We start from the raw sequence: 16,562 nt of genomic DNA, 5'->3' as shown, positions 1-16,562 counted from the left end.
CTACTCGTCCCCGGTGAGGTTGAACGCGCGCAGCCGGCGGCCGGTCAGCCAGACCCCGAGCACGATGACGACGGCGGTCGCGACCACGGCGTACCCTGCCCCCAGCTTGTCCACCAGGGACACCTGGGCGACCGGCTCGGCGATCGCGGCCGACCAGCGGCTGACGCTGAGCCACCGGACCCCGTCGAGCAGGCCGCCGAGCAGGCTCTCCCAGATCAGCAGGTAGATCAGGCCGACCACCACTGCGTGGCGGGTCAGCACCGAGAGCAGCGCGAAGAGGGCGCAGTAGGCGAGGCCGCCGGCGAGCGCGCCGAGGGCGAAGCCCAGCCCGAACCGCGGGTCACTGGTGCGCAGGAGCAGCCCGGCTGCCAGGACGGGGACGACGGCGAAGGCCACCACGCAGGCCGACGCGACGGCCAGCTTGCTCAGCACGATGGTGTAGCGCGAGATGGGCTTGGCCAGCAGGTAGGCGATCGACCCGTCGTCGATCTCCGGCGCCAGCAGACCGGTCGTCGCCAGGAGTGCGACGAGCGGCACGACCACGACCAGCCCGAGGCCGTAGAGGGTGTGCCGGGCGGCCATCTCGTCCTCGCCGACGAGCAGCCGCACCAGCAGCGCCAGCCCGAGCAGCACGACGGGCAGCACGAAGAGCAGCACCCCGCGCCGGCGGCCGAAGACGCTGTGCATGCCGATCCGGGCGACGGTCGTCGAGAAGGCGACGCTCATGCCGACACCAGGTAGGCGAAGACGCTCTCCAGCGACTCGTCGGTGGGCGTGACCTCGAGCAGCCGGATCGCGTGGTCGCGGGCCAGCCGCGGCAGCACCTCGCTGAAACGGCCGAAGTCGACGCCTCGATCTCGATGCCGCCCTCGGGCCGCAGCCGGCGCCCCGTACTGAGCCGTCGGCCAACAGAGTCGACGCCATCGTCCGGTCGTCGCTGGTGCGCAGGACGAAGCGGTTGGGCCGGTCGGTCATCAGCCGTCGGATGGCCCCGAAGTCGCCGGAGGCGGCGTGCCGGCCCGCGACGACCACCTCGATCTGGCGGGCCACCTGCTCGACCTCCTCGAGGATGTGGGAGCTGAACAGCACGGTGCGGCCCTCGGCACCCATGGTGCGCAGCAGCTCCATGAGGTGCATCCGCTGCCGCGGGTCCATGCCGTTGAAGGGCTCGTCGAGCAGCAGCACGCCGGGATCGTGGACCAGCGAGGACGCCATCTTGATCCGCTGTCGCATGCCCTTCGAGTACGTCGAGATGGTGCGGTCCTGCGCGTCGGTCATCTCGACCAGGGCGATCGACGCCTGCGCGGCCGCACCCGGGTCGGTCAGCCCGTGCAGCTCGGCGTTCGCGACCACGAACTGCCGCCCGGTGAGGTAGTCGAACAGCGCCTCGCGCTCGGGGACCAGGCCGATCTTCCGGTAGACCGACTCGTTGCGCCACAGGGGCTCGCCGTCCAGGGTGACCGTGCCGGTCGACGGCGCCAGGAAGCCGGACATCATCGCGATCAGGGTGGACTTGCCGGCGCCGTTCGGGCCGAGCAGCCCGGTCACGCCGGGCCCGATCGTCATCGAGACGTCGTTGACGGCGACGACGTTGCGGTACCACCGCGACACGTGCTCGAGCAGGATCGTGCTCATGCGGCCACCTTCCGGTAGCGGGCCAGCATCGCGCCGACCGAGCCGAGCACCACGAGCGCGGTGGTGGCCAGGTAGAGCGCGCCCTGGGCGGCCCCGGAGGGCGGCGTGGGGGTGGCCTCCGGCGCGTTGAAGAGGATCACCTGCACGCCGTTGACCAGCGTGTACGCGAGAACAGCCGGCCACCTGGCCGACCGTCTCGTGCCCGGAGTCGAACGAGATCCCCTGGATGGTGGCGACGACGGTGTAGCTGACCAGCAGCACCACGATCACCGCGGCCACGGCGAGGCCGCGGCGGATCGTCAGCGCCGAGACCAGGGCGGCCAGGCCGGACAGGCAGGCCGCCAGCAGCGCCGCCCCGACCAGCGCGCCCAGGATCCGCCCGGTCTCCCGGCCCAGCGGGAGCCCGGCGAGCAGGCCGCCGACGTACATCAGCAGCAGCGGGGCGGCGACCAGCACGAACGTCGCCGCGGTCAGCGACGCCAGCCGCACCAGGACGTACGTCGTGCGCCGCATCGGGCGAGCCAGGTAGAGCGTGATCGTGCGGAACCGCAGGTCACGGGAGACGAGCGCCGGCGCCTGCGAGGCGACGAAGACCGAGATCAGCAGCTGGGTCGTCAGCGGGTAGGTCGAGTAGGGGACGATCTGGTCGTCGAGGCCGAGGAGGGTCTTGGCCTGCACCAGGACGCCCACGAGGATGAGGGCCGGCAGCAGCATCAGGCCGAGCAGGATCATCGGCAGCACCTTGGAGCGCCCTGATCGGCCCAGCCCGTAGCAGTTGCGCAGCCCGGTCCCGAAGAACGCGCGGGCGACCGCCGGCTCGCCGAGGCGCGGCCCGGTGTAGGAGCGGTAGCCCAGGTCATGGATGACGCGCGGTGTGGACCGGCGGGTCCACCGTGGTCTGGGGTTCAGACGGGCTGGACACTGCCGGCTCCTCCCTCGCGGAAGACGTCCTCGATGCGGTGGTGCCGCTCCTGCATCCGGACCAGGCCGAGCCCGAGGTCGACGGTCAGGTCGCGTACGACGTCGCGCGTGGTCTCGTCGCGGACCTCCACCTCCACCATCCGGCCCTCGGCCGGCCGGCGACCAGGCCGGCGTCGACCAGGGCCTGCCCGAGCAGCCGGTCGGCGTCCGTGCGGCCCTGAACCTCGACCAGCAGGGTGCCGGTCGTGTGCAGGAACTCGGTCGTGGCCGAGGAGCGAAGCAGGCGTCCGCTGTCGAGCACGACGACGTGGTCGCTGACCCGCTCGAGCTCGCCGAGCAGGTGCGAGGTGACCAGCACGGCGATGCCGAACTCGGTGCCGATCCGGCGGACCAGCGCGAGCATGTCGTCGCGCGACGACGGGTCGAGGCCGTTGGTCGGCTCGTCCAGCAGCACCAGCCGTGGGTCGTGGACGAGCGCCTGGGCGAGCTTCGCGCGCTGCTTCATGCCGGTCGAGTAGCCGCCGATGGGCCGGTAGCGCTCCTCGGCCAGGCCGACGTGGCGCAGCACGTCGGAGGCGCGCTCGCGGGCCGCGGCGTACGGCAGCCCGGACATCTGCCCGAGGTGACGACCAGGTCGCTCGCCGACACGTCGGCGGCAGGCAGTCGTGCTCGGGCATGTAGCCCACCACCGCGCGGATCTCCCCGCCCTCGGTGCGACGTCGTGCCCCAGGACGGTCGCGCTGCCGCTGGTGGCCGGCAGCAGGCCGAGCAGGATCTTGATCAGCGTCGACTTGCCCGCGCCGTTGGCGCCGACAAGCCCGGTGACCCCGCCGCCGATGCTCACGTCGAGCCCGTCGAGGGCGGTGACGCGCGGGTACCGCATCGTCAGACCCGCCGTCTCGATGACCCCCACGTCACCAACGTAGCCGTGCGGTGGACGTGGTTCCCCTGCGACGCTCCGGGCACACCGGCCCGGGGACGCCACCCTGTCGGCGTAGCGTCGGACCGTGTTCGGGTCTGTTGCTGCCACCGCGGAAGAGGCCGGGCGGCACTGCCCGGTGACGACCTGGTGCCCGACGCGGACGTCGTGATGGACCGTGCCTTCACGCTGAATGCGACCGCGGACGACGTGTGGCCGTGGTTCGTGCAGCTCGGCAAGCGACGTGCGGGCTGGTACCTGCCGCGCGTCGTCGAGCGCCTGATCCCGCAGGGTCGGCGGGGGATCCGCCACCTCGACCCGGCGCTCCAGTCGCTCGCGGTCTCCGACGTCATCCCGGACTGGGGCGGCCGAGACGCGACGTTCACCGTCGCCCGGCTCGAGCCGCCGCACGTGCTCGTGCACACGTCGCGACGTGGACGGACCCTGCTGTCGTGGGCGATCGTGCTCCGCGACGTGCCCGACGGCACGCGCCTCCAGCTCCGGCTCCGGATGGCACCGGTGAAGCGTCCCTGGCTGGCCGCCACGTTCGGTGATCTCATCGACGCCGCGACGGTGGCCGGGCTGGCCGCCGGCCTGCGCGAGCGGGTCAGCCGAGAGCGGCGCTGACCACCTCGCGGGCCTCGTCCTGCACCTGGGCGAGATGGTCGGGGCCCTTGAACGACTCGGCGTAGATCTTGTAGACGTCCTCGGTGCCCGACGGGCGCGCGGCGAACCACGCCGACTCGGTGACCACCTTGAGCCCGCCGATCTTGGCGCCGTTCCCGGGCGCCTCGGTGAGCTTGGCGGTGATCTCCTCGCCCGCGAGCGAGGTCGCCTTGACGTCGTCCGGGGAGAGGGCGGCGAGCTTGGCCTTCTGCGCGCGGTCGGCCGGGGCGTCGATGCGGGCGTACGCCGGGTCGCCGTGCTCGGCGACCAGGGCGGCGTAGTGCTCGGACGGGGTCTTCCCGGTGGTCGCGAGGATCTCGGACGCCAGCAGGGCCAGCAGGATCCCGTCCTTGTCGGTGGTCCACGTGGAGCCGTCCGTTCGCAGGAACGACGCGCCCGCGGACTCCTCGCCCCCGAAGCCGAACGACCCGTCGATCAGCCCGGGCACGAACCACTTGAAGCCGACCGGCACCTCCACCATCGGCTTGCCGAGCGAGGCGGCGACCCGGTCGATCATCGAGGAGGAGACCAGCGTCTTGCCGATCCGGGCGGTGTCGGGCCAGCCGGGCGGGCGCCGCCGAAGAGGTAGCCGATCGCCACCGCGAGGAAGTGGTTGGGGTTCATCAGCCCCGCGTCCGGGGTCACGATGCCGTGCCGGTCGGAGTCGGCGTCGTTGCCGGTGGCGATGTCGTACTCGTCCTTGCGCCGGATCAGCGACGCCATCGCGTTGGGGAGGAGCAGTCCATCCGGATCTTGCCGTCCCAGTCGAGCGTCATGAAGCGCCACGTCGGGTCGACCAGCGGGTTCACCACCGTGAGGTCGAGCCCGTGCCGCTCGCCGATCTCGCCCCAGTAGGCGACGCTCGCGCCGCCGAGGGGGTCGGCCCCGATCCGCACGCCGGCGTTCCGGATGGCGTCGATGTCGAGGACGTTGGGCAGGTCGTCGACGTAGGTGCCGAGGAAGTCGTACGACGACGCGGCGGCGCGGGCGCGCGCGAAGGGGATCCGCTTCACGTCGGACAGCCCGCCCTTGATCAGCTCGTTGGCCCGCTTCGCGATCACCGAGGTGGCGTCGGTGTCGGCGGGGCCGCCGTGGGGCGGGTTGTACTTGAAGCCGCCGTCGCTCGGTGGGTTGTGCGACGGCGTCACGACGATGCCGTCGGCCAGCCCCCTTCCGCTGGTCGAGCCTGTCGAGACCCCCCGGTTGGCGCGCAGGATCGCGTGGGACACCGCCGGGGTGGGTGTGTAGCCGTCGCGGTCGTCGACCAGCACGGTCACGTCGTTGGCGGCCAGCACCTCCAGGGCGGTCGCCCACGCCGGCTCCGAGAGCCCGTGGGTGTCGCGCCCGATGAACAGCGGCCCGTCGTACCCCTGCTCGCGGCGGTAGTCGCAGATGGCCTGCGTGGTCGCGAGGATGTGCGTCTCGTTGAAGGCCGTCCGCAGCGACGAGCCCCGGTGCCCGCTGGTGCCGAACGCGACCTGCTGGTCGACGTCGTCGGGGTCGGGCACGCCGGTGTAGTACGCCGTCACCAGGTGGGAGACGTCGACGAGGTCCGAGGGTTCGGCGGGCTGTCCTGCGCGGGGGTCGGCCATGTGGTCATCATGCCGTCCCGGGCAACGAGCGTCACTGCCCTGCGATCGCGCACCGGGCGCCGGCGGGGAGCGAAGCGTCGGGGCAGTGCTTCCGCGTCAGCCAGCGATGTTGAAGAGGAAGTTGTCGTGCTCCCACGCGAGCTCCCGGCTCTCGGCGGCGCTCCGGTCGCGGTGGCTTCGGATCTCGCCGAGGACCGCGAGAAATTCAGTCGCCGAGAACTGGACCTCAGGGAGGTCGGGCCACCTCTCGTCGACCGGCTTGGCGGGCGGAGCCACCGCGTGGGCGAAGCCGGCGGCGGTGCGCAGGCGGAAGGAACCGTCGGCAGCCTGTTCGACGGCGAACCCGGGCGCGTGCTTGGTGGTGTGCCCGCGCTTGCAGGCGGGCCAGAGGTTGGCTGGCTCGGTGGCACCCCGAGGCCAGGGGACCCGATGGTCGTGCTCGGCCTCGGTGGCGGGCGCGTCACAGGCCGGCTCGAAGCAGGAGCTCCACTCGGCGACGACGTGCCGCCAGATGGGATCGGTGGGCCGGTAGGAGGTCGTCGAGAGCTCGACCATCCGGCCGGCCGGGTCGGTGAGCATGCGGTGCCAGGTGGCGTCCGGGTGGGAGGCGATGGCGCGAGCCAGGCCGGCAGGGACGACGGTGCCTCCGGCCAGCACGCCGGGGTCGTCGGCCAGGCCCATCACGGTCTGGACGGGCACGGTGAGGTTGACGATCGGCCGGGAGTACGACGGGGCCGGCACTCCCTCCTCCCTGCCGGTCAGCAGGTCGATCGCGAGGTCCGACTTCAGCTGGGCGATGGTCCGCTGGTCGCCCTCGCGGCGCCGCTGCCGTGCGGCGTGGGTCAGCCTGTGGTCGGCCAGCCGGACCTGGTCGACGGTGGCACTGATGCCCAGCTGGGCCATCCCGTCCGGCAGCTCGACCTTGCGCACGTGCCGGTCGGCGACCGCCTTGCGATGCAGCTCCTCGCTGTGGGCGGCGCGGAGCCGGTTGAGCTCGTAGGTGAGCTTGTTGCGCAGCTGCTTGGGCGTGCAGGTCACCAGGGGTGGAATCCCCGGCAGTCCGTGGGCGTCGGAGAGGTGTCGCTCGAGGAAGGCCTGCACCCGCCGGGCCAGGACGTGCAGCAGGACCGGGTCGTCGAGGGCGTGGCGGGCGTTGTCGGCGATCAGCCCCGCGCGGTAGCAGTCGAGCTGGCCGTTGCGGGACAGCTCCCAGACCTCGGGGAAGTACTGCTCGAGGAAGAGCGCGACGTTGAGCTCGTGGCGCACGCGCGACTCGCTCAGGCCCCACAGTGCCGAGACCTCGCTGACCGTCTGCGCGCGCGGGGTCAGCGTGAAGCTGGGCGAGATCTCGTGCCGGAGCCGGCAGTCGGCCTCCCGGCGGCGGTGGAACTCCACCAGCCGCGCCCACCGCTGCCAGCCCGCCCGGGCCTCGGCCACCCCGTCGGCCACGCCTCCGGCCAGCAGGTCGTGGTCGTCCATCTGCATCAGGTCTGCTTCCATCGCGACACCCCTCGAGAAAGGTCGACCCCTCGAGGAAGACGCTAGACGCGACCACCGACACCGCGGACCGCCGGGCACAGAGGCGGGAGAAGCCGCTGGCGTCATTCGGTGACGGTGTCGGCATGTCGGTGAGCGACCTTCCATGCGCCGTCCTCTCGTCGATACACCTGTGTGACGCGCAAGGTGTAGCTCCGCGGCTGCCCGTCCATGGAGGCCGACGTGTGCTCTCTGCCGGTTGTGTAGGCCATGTCGCCCACCACGTCGAAGGCCTGCAGTTCGAACCTGAAGGTCGAGCATTCGGAGAAACCGCTCTCCAGGAGCTGGAAGACGTCCTCCACCTCCTGCAGCCCACAGGCGTCGCGCAAGGCGCCCTGGATGCTCACCGGCTCGTTGCGAGACCAGAGTGCCCGGCGGGGATTCGCGTCGCCGTTGTGTAGAGCCACCTCCGCCTCGTACAACGCGGACTTGACCCATGCCAGGAAGTCGTCTCGATCGGTCATGCCCCGAGAATGCGCCTCAGCTGGGCCGTTTGCACCCCCGCGACAGCCACCCTTCGTCTGCTGGCGCTGCCAAGCGACCGCTCGTGCCGCCTAGCGCGCCTGGATCCAACCCAGCGCTCGGCGCGGCCATCGGGGCCGGTGCCAGGGGCGACCTTCGGCGGATGGTCGCGGCCCATCGTTGCAGGCCTGGGCGTCGCTCTGGGCTACGTCGTACTGATCCAGAAGCGGCGCTGATCGAACTTCGGTCCCGTCCAGGCACGGGCCGACACCACTGGTCGCGACACACGGGCCGACGACGTACCAACGGCATCCGCCGGACGTATCGGGAGTCCACGACTCCCAACGGTCCTCGCCGCGGCGTCAGCCGTGATGGTCGCGTGCTCGTGACAGCTCGGCTCGCCACCAAGCGCCGTTCTCGATCCGCTCGAGCTGGTCCATGACGAGGTCTCCGTTCGAGAACTCCTCGACCTCGGCACGGGTCAGCGGCCAGGGTGGGCCCTTCACCGCGGAGTCTTCCTCCCGGGTGGTCGCCAAGACCAGCAGCGTGCCTCCTGGTGCGACCAACGCTGCGATGTTCCGTACCGCGACCGAGTGCTGCTCAGGTGGCATCGACTGCACGGTGAGGCTCTCGACAACCAGGTCGAAGTTCCCCTGCCACTCGCGAGGAAGGTCCGTGACGTCGGCAACGAGGTAGTTCACCTCGCTGGCCGGATACCTACGCCGCGCGCCAGCAATCGCCGTCGGCGCGAAGTCGAACGCCGTGGTCCGAAATCCGAGCGACACGAGAAACTCGGCGTCAGCTCCGTAGCCACACCCGACCACCAGCGCCTCGCGGCCACCTCCCGCGAGGTTCCGCGCCTCAGCCCACTCCACGAGCTGGGGACGAGGGGCGCCATGGTCCCAGGGCGGCTTGGACCCACCCGCCTCCGCGCCCGCGTACATCGCCTCGAACATGCTCGATGGCTCGCTCGTCACGCCTCGAGACTACCGACCACGGTGCATCGCGGAACCCGTCGAGACCACCGGAGGGCGGCGAGCCTCAGGCTCCCACGATGCGGAACTCGTTGCCGTCCGGGTCGGCGAGCTCGACGCCCTCGTCGACGTCCGCGAGGCGGGCCGCCCCCAGCGACGTCAGCCTCGCGATCTCGGAGTCGAGGTCGTCTGCTGCCAGGTCGAACCGTTGGCGGTTGCGCACCCGCTTGGGAGCCACAGGCGGCCCGCCCCACGCCAGCTTGGTGCCGCCGGCCGGTGACTGGATCGCGGTCTCCTCGCCCTGGTCCCACACCAGCGGCCACTCGAGAACCTGCTGCCAGAAGACCCCGACCGCTCGAGAACCGTCGCAGGCGACCTCGCCGAGTGGACCGCAGCCGGCGAGGAAGCCGTTGCCGGCCTCGATGATGCAGAACTCGTTGTCCTCCGGATCGCTCAGCACGACGTGTCCCTCCTCGGGCAGCTGGCCGACATCGAGGTGGCATCCGCCGATGCTCAGGGCCTTCTCGACAGTGGCCCGCTGCCCCTCCGGAGAGGCGCTGGTGAGGTGCAGGTGCAGTCGGCCGAGCCCGACCTTCTGGGTGGACGCCGCCACGAAGCGCAGCCCGACCTGTCTCTCGTCCCCCCGGAGCAGCACGCCGTCGTCCTCGTCGACGACCTCTCGTCCGAGCAGCTCGGCCCAGAACCGGGCCACCGCTGTCGGCTCCTGAGCGTCGAAGGCCACTGCTACGAGACGTGTGGGCACCTTCTGCACGCTAGACGCGACTCGGCGCGCCGGGCACCTGGTTTCTCGCGTGCAGCTCGCACATGGCGTTGCTCATTCGCGGTCGGCCGATCGTCCCGTTGGTCTGCAGCTATCGCTGCAGAGCAATCCACGCTTGGAACCCGCCGACGAGGTCCGTCGCTCGCGTGAGGCCAAGACGCTGCAGGGTGTGCGCGGCGAGGCTGGAGCTGAAGCCCTCGTTGCAGACGAGCACGACTCGCCTCTCCGGGTCGTCGGCGATCGGCAGGCGATACGGACTGGACGGATCCAGGCGCCACTCGAGGACGTTGCGATCGATGACCACTGCGCCAGGAAGGTCACCGTCTCGTTGACGCTGCTCGACCGGCCGGATGTCGACCACGAGGGCGCCGGCCGCCACCTCACGCTCCAGGGCAGCCGGCTCGACGCGTTCGAGCCCGACGCGGCACTCGTGCAGCAAGCGGTCGATCGCGGAGCCATCCGTCTCGGTCATCACGCACAACCTACGGACCCGGCCGAGGTGCGCACTGTGCGCGGGCACCTGGCTGCGGAGCCCGGAGGTCCGCGAGCCGCACCCTGGCACCCGGACAGTCCTGGCGATGGTTCATACTACGAACGTGTCAGGCTCGTCAGAGGCTGGCTACGCGGACGTGGTGTAGTTGCAGCACGCTTCCCTTCCAGGGAAGGAGTCGAGGTTCAAATCCTCGCGTCCGCTCCAGTTGCCGAAGTCGGAGCCCAGCAGCATCCCGGCCGTGAGCAGGCAATGTCGTTCCCTCTACGACCCGCGGTCTTGGACGTTCAGGTGAGCGCCGCGTCTGACCCGTCTGCCATCACAACCCGTCGGTCAGGTCGGAGAAGGCACCGGTGAGGACCGAGGGCCAAAGAAGCGCCGGCACGACGACCACGATGATGGCGAACACTGCGAGCCCGAGCCACGGCCGCCCCTTCCACACATGGAGGATCCCGCCACCGAGTACGGCTCCCGGGACGACGAACGGGACGGTGTCGGGCAACTGGTAGGCACACCAGGCGACGGCGGCACCGTAGAGGAGCAGCCCGGATATCCGGACCTGCAGTGCTCTGATGACCGTGCTGGCACGGGACGCAGGGGTCGTGCTGGCGTGCCGCAGGACATCACTCATGGGCAGGTGGCAGGAGAGACATCCTGACGACCTCAGTGACACCTCGCCCCTGCAGAGCGGACATACCAGAGCTTGCGTCACCGAGACCCTCGCATTCGTGGTTGCGGGTGGCGTCCGGACGCGCCCCCCGGACAAACCTCGGTGATGCGGCACCCACTCTTGAGGGCCGACCATCCAGGCCTCCGGCGATCCCCGGCCATTGGCGGACCCTCATGTTCCGAGCGCGTGGATACGCAGAAAGCGCCGATTCCCAACCCGCGCCGGACCTGGACCGCTCGGCCGCGCGCGAGCGCCGCTCGGCTACGCCGCGATCGGCCTCACTCGCCCGTCAGTTGATGATCTCGCCGCGTTCGTCCGCGCGAACCACCGCGAGCCGGTCGCGCCAGGCACGGAGTGCTCCGGGGGTCTGCCGCGTCCAGTCAGTCACCTCGCCGACGATCCTGAGTGGCTCTGCGCTGCGGTAGGACCGGGTGGGATTCCCGGGGAACTTCTTGTCGGTCACGTTCGGGTCGTTCTCGAAGGCGCCCGTCGGCTCGACGACGTACACGCGCGGAGCACCCTCGCCCACCGCAAGCTCCGCGGCGAGCCCGGCACCGTCACGCAGTGCGGTGAAGTAGATGTGGTTCATCACCACTTCCGGCCGGTAGTTCGACCGGAAGCCAGCGGTCAGGAGATCTCCCACTCGCAGGTCGGCCTTCGTGCCGTGGAAGAACGGCCCCACGTCGAGCGCGTCACTCACCGGCACGACCCACGCAACGGAAGCATGGTCTTCGGCCCGCGCAGGAGCGCGACCGACGAGGGACTCATCCCGACTCCGACACGCGCGTCAGGTTCAGCTCGGCCCGACGGTGCAGGACTGCGCGCTCGCTCTCGTTCCTGGTGCGCGCTGCCGCCTCGTTGAACGCCTCGCTCGCCCGTACGTGGAGCCCGGCCCGCTCGAGCAGGTCTCCACGCACGCTCGGCACGAGTGGCGAGTCGCCGAGCTCACCCGCATCCAGCTCGTCGAGCACGGCGAGGCCCGCATCCGGGCCGAACGCCCGCCCGTGCGCGACGGCCCGGTTCACCTCGACGACGGGTCCCGGCGCGGCATCGGCCAGGACGTCGTAGAGTGCCGCGATCCGGCGCCAGTTGGTGTCCTCGGCACGCTCCGCACGGGCGTGCTGGGCGGCGATCAAGGCCTGCAGGAAGTACTTCCCGACCGGCTTCCCGCGCGCGGCAAGCAGCTCGGCCTGCTGCAGGGCGGCCAGCCCGCGCCGGATCAGCAGCTGGTCCCACCGGCTCCGGTCCTGCGCCTCCAGCAGGACGGCCACGCCGTGCTCGTCGAGCCGGGCGGTCATCCGCGAGCCCTGGATCTCCAGCAGCGCCTGCAGCCCCAGCACCTCGGGCTCGTCCGGAGCGAGTTCGGCGAGCATGCGCGCGAGGCGCATGGCCTCGTTCGCCAGGTCGGGGCGCATCCAGCTGTCGCCGGCGGTGGCGGTGTAGCCCTCGTTGAAGATCAGGTAGATCACGGCCATGACGTCGTCGAGGCGCTGCGTCCGCTCCGCGCCGGTGGGCAGCTCGAACTCGGCGTGTGCCGCAGACAGCGTCTTCTTCGCTCGCGAGATGCGCTGCCCCATCGTGGCCTCGCTGGCCAGGAACCCACGGGCGATCTCGGCGGTGGTGAGCCCTCCCACCAGGCGCAGCGTCAGCGCTGCCCGGGACTCGGCGGTCAAGGAAGGGTGGCAGGTCAGGAAGATGAGCCGCAGGACGTCGTCCTCGATGTGGTCGACCTGGGCGTCGAGGTCGGGCATCTCCACCTCCTCTCCCTCGCTGGCGCGCTCGAGCTCCGCGACCTTGCGGCGCAGGTTCTCGACGCGCCGGAAGTGGTCGATGCCCCGCCGCTTCGCGGTGGTCATCAGCCACGCGGCCGGGTTCGCCGGTACGCCGGTGGCGGGCCACTGCTCGAGCGCGGCCACGAGCGCGTCCTGCGCGAGGTCCTCGGCGAGGTCCACGTCACGGGTCATCCGGGTGAGTGCGCCGACGAGGCGGGCCGACTCGGCCCGCCACGCGGCGACGATGGCCCCGGTGGGGTCATCCGTACTCGTCTCTGCCGGCACGCGGCCAGCGTAGTGAGACCGTCGAGCCTCGATCCACCAGAGGCTCGAGGCTCACTCGCCGGGCGCCTCCGGGCCCTCGGAGATCTGGCGCAGGGTCGCGACGACGGTGACCTCCGGCCAGTGCTTGGCGTGCAGCTCGGCGAACTCCCGCTGGTCGGCCACGGCCTCCTCGAGGGTGTCGTACTTCATGAGGGCCCAGCCGCCGACGACCTCCTTGGCCTCGGCGTACGGTCCGTCGACCCGGGTGACCTCGCCCTTGCGGACCACGAAGTTCACGGCGTCCTCGGTGCCGTAGAGCCCGCCCCCGTCGAGGAACACGCCCTTGGCGGCCTGCTCACCGATGTAGACGTCCATCGCGTCGAAGAGCGACTGCGGCGGGGTGCCGATGCCCTCCTCCATCCTCACGAATCCCATGAAACGCGGCATCTTGATCACTCCTAGTGATTGCTGGTGGGTTGCTTCTCGCACGTACGTCGAACGGCCGGCATGCCCTTCGACATCGCCCTCCGAAGTTTTCTCCACCCTCGCAGACACTCGGCCAGCGCGTGCGCATCGGCCGCCGACAGGGCGACCGTGGAGTCAGAGGAGCTCGCGCAGCCTGCGCGCGGCGTGCTCGACGAGTTCCGGGCCCGGTGTGGTCTCCCCGCCACTGGCTTCCTCCCAGCCGCTCCAGATGTCGTCGAGGACGTCCTGGAGGGTGTTGAAGCCGGCCGGCGGCCGCAGCACCCAGATCCTTCCGCCAGGACGCGGGGGCACGAGGAGGCCGTCGAGGAACCGGTTGTAGTCGTTCTCGGTCTCGGAGTAGTCGGCCGCCGTCCACGGCAGTCGCTCGACTGGCTTGCCGGTCCGTTGCCTGCTCGCATGTCGGACGCGGCGGTCACGGATCCAGGCTCGGGCAGCGCGCGGCCACACGGCCGGGACGAAGCACCAGAGCGGTGCTTCGCCGAGCGGGAACCAGCCCTGTCGTCGGGCGGCCGCGACCTCTTCGAGGTCGTCCGCGTGGTCCGAGTCGACCGGGACCCACTGGAGTCCGCGGACCCCGAAGTCGTCCGGTTCCTCGTCGAAGCCCCAGTCCACGTCGACCACGCCACGAGGGTAGCCCTGACGTTCAGGAGCAATCCGAGTCTCGCCCACCGCAGATCGGCTTTCGTGCCGCGGAAGAACGGCCCCTCGTCCAGCACGCGACTCACCGCCACAGCCCATGTGGAGGCAACCGCGTCCTACTGCGATCCCGCGGCCCGGAGTCGGTCGGAGATGGGCTCGAGCAGGGCCACCAGCCGGTCGAGCTCGAACGGCTTCAGCCCGTCGTACGGAGTTTCCGCCAGGGCATCGGTCAGTGACTCGATCCGGCCCTTGGTCGCACACCCGACCTCGGTCAGGTGGCCCGAGGCATCGAGGAGGCCGCGATCGCGCAGGCCGTCCATGACCTCGGTCAGACGGGCTCGTGGCAGGTGGTGGATGCGGCCGAACGACTCCGCCGGGTAGATGCCCATCGCGAGCGCACTGAGCACGTGGGCCTCGGTCCCGCCGATCCGCTCGGAGACGAGCGCGACGACGTGCCCGTCCCCGCGGTGCTCGCGCAGCATGTTGGCCGCGTGCCAGAGCCGGGCCACGGGCTCCTCGGGCACCGGGAGCGCGCGGAGCGCGGCGTACATGATCCGTCCCTCGACCGGGGCGCTGACCGAGGCCTTGGCGAGGAGCTCGGCGGCGCACGCGAACGCCGGAGCCTCGACGAGGTCGCCGAGGATCCGCCGCAGCGCCGCGACGCAGCCCCGTTCACGCGCGGCGTGGGCCGCCTCCGGTGTCGTCGTGTCCCAGACCTTGGGGATGTGGCGGGCCACCTCGCCGTCGGCGAAGCTGTAGAAGGCCGCGTCGACCACGGTGGCCGGGACCCGGCCGAGCGGCGCAGAGCGTCCCGCGAAGTAGCCGTCCCAGTAGTCGGGGAAGCCGAGCTCCGCCATCGACTGGTTCGGCTCCTCGGAGAAGAAGTTGACCAGCGAGATCGGCTCGGTCAGGTCGTACAGGCGGCGCGCGACCGGCTCCTGGTGCTGCATCTGTGACGTCCTCTGCTCGCGACCGCGCCCCTCGCGGGGCGGTCTCTCACCAGTGCAACGAGCAGGGCGACCGCGAAACGACAACGTCGCAACGATCCGGCCCGGCCTGCGGTCAGGTCACCTTCGCGAGGGCGTCGGCGATCACCCTCGCAGTCTCTCCGGGAGCCTCGTCCGGGAGGAGGAACACCGAGCCCGGGAGGGTCACCAGGGTCACGTTGTCCGCCGCCTCGAGGGTGGCGCGCTCCTGGTCGGTGAGGCCGCCGTCGCCCTTCTCGGCGTGGACGACCCACACCGGGCTGCCCGTTGCCGCGAGCTCGGCCGCGTAGTCCCGGCCGGCGTCGATGTAGTCGAGGTACGCGCCGCTGACCTTGACCGAGTCGCCCGCCCTGTTCTGCTTGAGGTCCTCGATCAGGTCCCGCTTGTGCGGGGCGGGTGTCTTGGCGGACTTTGCCATCTGGGGCAGGAACCGGAGCAGGATCGCGAACGGCCAGCTTCCCACCCGCTGCGACACCCGTACGGCGGCGCGGAAGAACCCGGCCTCGTCCTCCGTGGTCAGGCTGATGCCCAGCAGCACGACCGGGCCATGGAAGTGACCTGACAGGAGCATCTCCAGAGCAACCGTGGCGCCGTGGGAGAAGCCCACGAGCACGTCGCACCTGTGTTCCTTGGCCAGCTCTCCCGCGGTCCGGGCCAGTGCCGGGACGGACACGTCGGCGCTCAGCGGGGCGCCTGCCATGCCCGGCAGCGTCGTGGCCACCAGGCGCACTCCGGACAGCGCCGGATCCGCCATCACCAAGTCGAAGGATCGGGCCGCGTTGGCTCCTCCCGGCAGGAGCAGGACCGATCGGGCCGCGTCCTCGGGGCCGGCGACCAGGACCTCCCAGGCACTCCTCATGGCAACCTCCGAACCACGACCTCCCTCGAGATTCGAGAGTGGGCTGACTGTGGTGAGGCGCCGCAGCTCGAATCTGGCACGGTGCGCGGGCCGGTGTCATGCCCTCGAGTAGTCATCCGCGGACCAGCGTCCGCAGCTCACCGCTCCGCGAGGTAGGGATCGGCCCAGGCGCTGATGATGCGGGCCGCCCGCTGGGCCTGGTCACGGCCGGTGAGCAGGTGGTCGGCGCCCTCGAGCGACACGAAGCTGCGCGGATGTCGCGCCGCGCGGAAGATCTCGCTCGCGTTGGCGATGCCCACGGTGTTGTCGGTCGGGGAGTGCATGACCAGCAGCGCTCGGTGCAGGGTGCGGATCTGCTCGCGCAGGTCGGCGACGCGCACGTCCTCGATGAAGTCGCGCCGCAGGGTGAGGGCCTTGCCGCCGACCAGGAAGGGAGCCTCGCCATCGGCGAGGATCCGCTCCACGAGGGCGTCGTAGTTGTGCTCGACGTGGCTCGGCTCGTACGGCGCCCCGACGCTCGCCACCGCGCGCACCGAGTCGACCTCGTGGGCCGCGGCGATCACCGCAGCACCGCCGAAGGAGTGGCCCACCAGCAGGCGCACCTCGCGGCCGGAGTCGTTCATGAACCTCGCCGCCTGCGCGGTGTCGGCGACCTTGTGGGAGAACGACCCGTCGCCCCAGTCGCCCTCGGAGTCGCCGAGGCCGAGGTTGTCGAAGCGCAGCATCCCGATGCCCTCCGCGGCCAACTGCTTGCAGATCCGGCTGGCGGCCGGGCAGTCCTTGCCCAGCGTGAAGCCGTGGGAGAACACGCCCCACCCGCGAGCCGGTCCCTCGGGATGGTCGATCAGGCCACCGAGCCTGGGTCCGCTCGTGCTGGAGAAGAACACCCGCTCGGCCACGGCGCCCATCC

Annotated in this window: 17 protein-coding genes, 1 tRNA gene and 1 pseudogene; 2 read left to right on the top strand and 17 right to left on the bottom strand. The window is 70.9% G+C overall.

What is annotated here, in order from left to right; all coding sequences use genetic code 11:
* The 3 genes from H0S67_RS26205 to H0S67_RS21725 form a co-directional block, all read right to left on the bottom strand.
* Positions 1–2,367 (bottom strand): ATP-binding cassette domain-containing protein, encoded by a 2,367-nt coding sequence (locus tag H0S67_RS26205; protein WP_246354952.1) that lies wholly within the window; start codon positions 2,365–2,367, stop codon positions 1–3.
* 173 nt (positions 2,368–2,540) lie between these two features.
* Entirely contained in the window at positions 2,541–2,687 is a 147-nt protein-coding gene (locus H0S67_RS23980) for a hypothetical protein (RefSeq protein ID WP_219635382.1), read from the bottom strand.
* Positions 2,642–3,469: an ABC transporter ATP-binding protein gene (locus H0S67_RS21725; protein ID WP_219635381.1), complete on the bottom strand. Its 828-nt coding sequence runs from the start codon at positions 3,467–3,469 to the stop codon at positions 2,642–2,644. The genes H0S67_RS23980 and H0S67_RS21725 overlap by 46 nt, the downstream gene beginning before the upstream one ends.
* 156 nt (positions 3,470–3,625) lie before the next feature.
* On the opposite strand from H0S67_RS21725, the gene H0S67_RS23975 reads away from it, so the two are divergent.
* Positions 3,626–4,102, top strand: coding sequence for a hypothetical protein (locus tag H0S67_RS23975; RefSeq protein WP_219635380.1), 477 nt, complete (start codon positions 3,626–3,628; stop codon positions 4,100–4,102).
* Here the strand turns inward: H0S67_RS23975 and pgm are convergent.
* The 6 genes and pseudogenes from pgm to H0S67_RS21690 all read right to left on the bottom strand — a co-directional run bounded on the left by pgm (position 4,083) and on the right by H0S67_RS21690 (position 9,958).
* Positions 4,083–5,733 (bottom strand): annotated as a pseudogene (gene pgm / locus H0S67_RS21715) (phosphoglucomutase (alpha-D-glucose-1,6-bisphosphate-dependent)). The gene H0S67_RS23975 and the pseudogene pgm overlap by 20 nt on opposite strands.
* 96 nt (positions 5,734–5,829) lie before the next feature.
* Positions 5,830–7,233 carry an HNH endonuclease signature motif containing protein gene (locus tag H0S67_RS21710; RefSeq protein WP_180934742.1) on the bottom strand — a complete coding sequence of 468 codons (1,404 nt, stop codon included), beginning with the start codon at positions 7,231–7,233 and terminating at the stop codon, positions 5,830–5,832.
* Positions 7,234–7,334: 101 nt separating this feature from the next.
* The gene (locus H0S67_RS21705) at positions 7,335–7,733 is read right to left on the bottom strand and encodes a nuclear transport factor 2 family protein (protein ID WP_180934741.1); all 399 of its coding nucleotides are present in this window, start codon (positions 7,731–7,733) and stop codon (positions 7,335–7,337) included.
* A gap of 360 nt (positions 7,734–8,093) precedes the next feature.
* Complete coding sequence (locus H0S67_RS21700; RefSeq protein ID WP_180934740.1) at positions 8,094–8,687, bottom strand: class I SAM-dependent methyltransferase; 594 nt, start codon at positions 8,685–8,687, stop codon at positions 8,094–8,096.
* Positions 8,688–8,772: 85 nt separating this feature from the next.
* Complete coding sequence (locus H0S67_RS21695) at positions 8,773–9,468, bottom strand: VOC family protein (protein WP_180934739.1); 696 nt, start codon at positions 9,466–9,468, stop codon at positions 8,773–8,775.
* A 109-nt stretch (positions 9,469–9,577) separates the two neighbouring features.
* Positions 9,578–9,958, bottom strand: a complete 381-nt coding sequence (locus H0S67_RS21690) for a rhodanese-like domain-containing protein (protein ID WP_180934738.1) — start codon at positions 9,956–9,958, stop codon at positions 9,578–9,580.
* Positions 9,959–10,109: 151 nt separating this feature from the next.
* On the opposite strand from H0S67_RS21690, the gene H0S67_RS21685 reads away from it, so the two are divergent.
* Positions 10,110–10,183, top strand: a tRNA-Gly gene (locus H0S67_RS21685).
* Positions 10,184–10,295: 112 nt separating this feature from the next.
* Here the strand turns inward: H0S67_RS21685 and H0S67_RS21680 are convergent.
* From H0S67_RS21680 to H0S67_RS21645, 8 genes are all read right to left on the bottom strand, one after another.
* A complete protein-coding gene (locus tag H0S67_RS21680; protein WP_180934737.1) occupies positions 10,296–10,607 on the bottom strand; it encodes a hypothetical protein in 312 nt (103 codons plus the stop codon).
* A 328-nt stretch (positions 10,608–10,935) separates the two neighbouring features.
* Positions 10,936–11,352, bottom strand: a complete 417-nt coding sequence (gene arr, locus H0S67_RS21675; RefSeq protein WP_281368916.1) for an NAD(+)--rifampin ADP-ribosyltransferase — start codon at positions 11,350–11,352, stop codon at positions 10,936–10,938.
* Between the two features lie 58 nt (positions 11,353–11,410).
* The gene (locus tag H0S67_RS21670) at positions 11,411–12,703 is read right to left on the bottom strand and encodes an RNA polymerase sigma factor (RefSeq protein WP_180934735.1); all 1,293 of its coding nucleotides are present in this window, start codon (positions 12,701–12,703) and stop codon (positions 11,411–11,413) included.
* Between the two features lie 51 nt (positions 12,704–12,754).
* On the bottom strand, positions 12,755–13,117 hold the full coding sequence (locus H0S67_RS21665; protein ID WP_246354951.1) for a YciI family protein: 363 nt from the start codon (positions 13,115–13,117) through the stop codon (positions 12,755–12,757).
* Between the two features lie 165 nt (positions 13,118–13,282).
* Positions 13,283–13,789, bottom strand: a complete 507-nt coding sequence (locus H0S67_RS21660) for a DUF5956 family protein (protein WP_180934733.1) — start codon at positions 13,787–13,789, stop codon at positions 13,283–13,285.
* Positions 13,790–13,923: 134 nt separating this feature from the next.
* Positions 13,924–14,757 (bottom strand): SCO6745 family protein, encoded by an 834-nt coding sequence (locus H0S67_RS21655; protein WP_180934732.1) that lies wholly within the window; start codon positions 14,755–14,757, stop codon positions 13,924–13,926.
* 112 nt (positions 14,758–14,869) lie between these two features.
* Positions 14,870–15,652, bottom strand: coding sequence for an alpha/beta fold hydrolase (locus tag H0S67_RS21650; RefSeq protein WP_180934731.1), 783 nt, complete (start codon positions 15,650–15,652; stop codon positions 14,870–14,872).
* A 137-nt stretch (positions 15,653–15,789) separates the two neighbouring features.
* The gene (locus H0S67_RS21645; protein WP_180934730.1) at positions 15,790–16,551 is read right to left on the bottom strand and encodes an alpha/beta hydrolase family protein; all 762 of its coding nucleotides are present in this window, start codon (positions 16,549–16,551) and stop codon (positions 15,790–15,792) included.
* Positions 16,552–16,562 lie beyond the last annotated feature (11 nt).

The organism is Nocardioides ungokensis (genome assembly GCF_013466985.1).
Taxonomy (GTDB): Bacteria; Actinomycetota; Actinomycetes; order Propionibacteriales; family Nocardioidaceae; genus Nocardioides; species Nocardioides ungokensis.
This window is presented reverse-complemented; position numbering and strand designations above follow the sequence as displayed.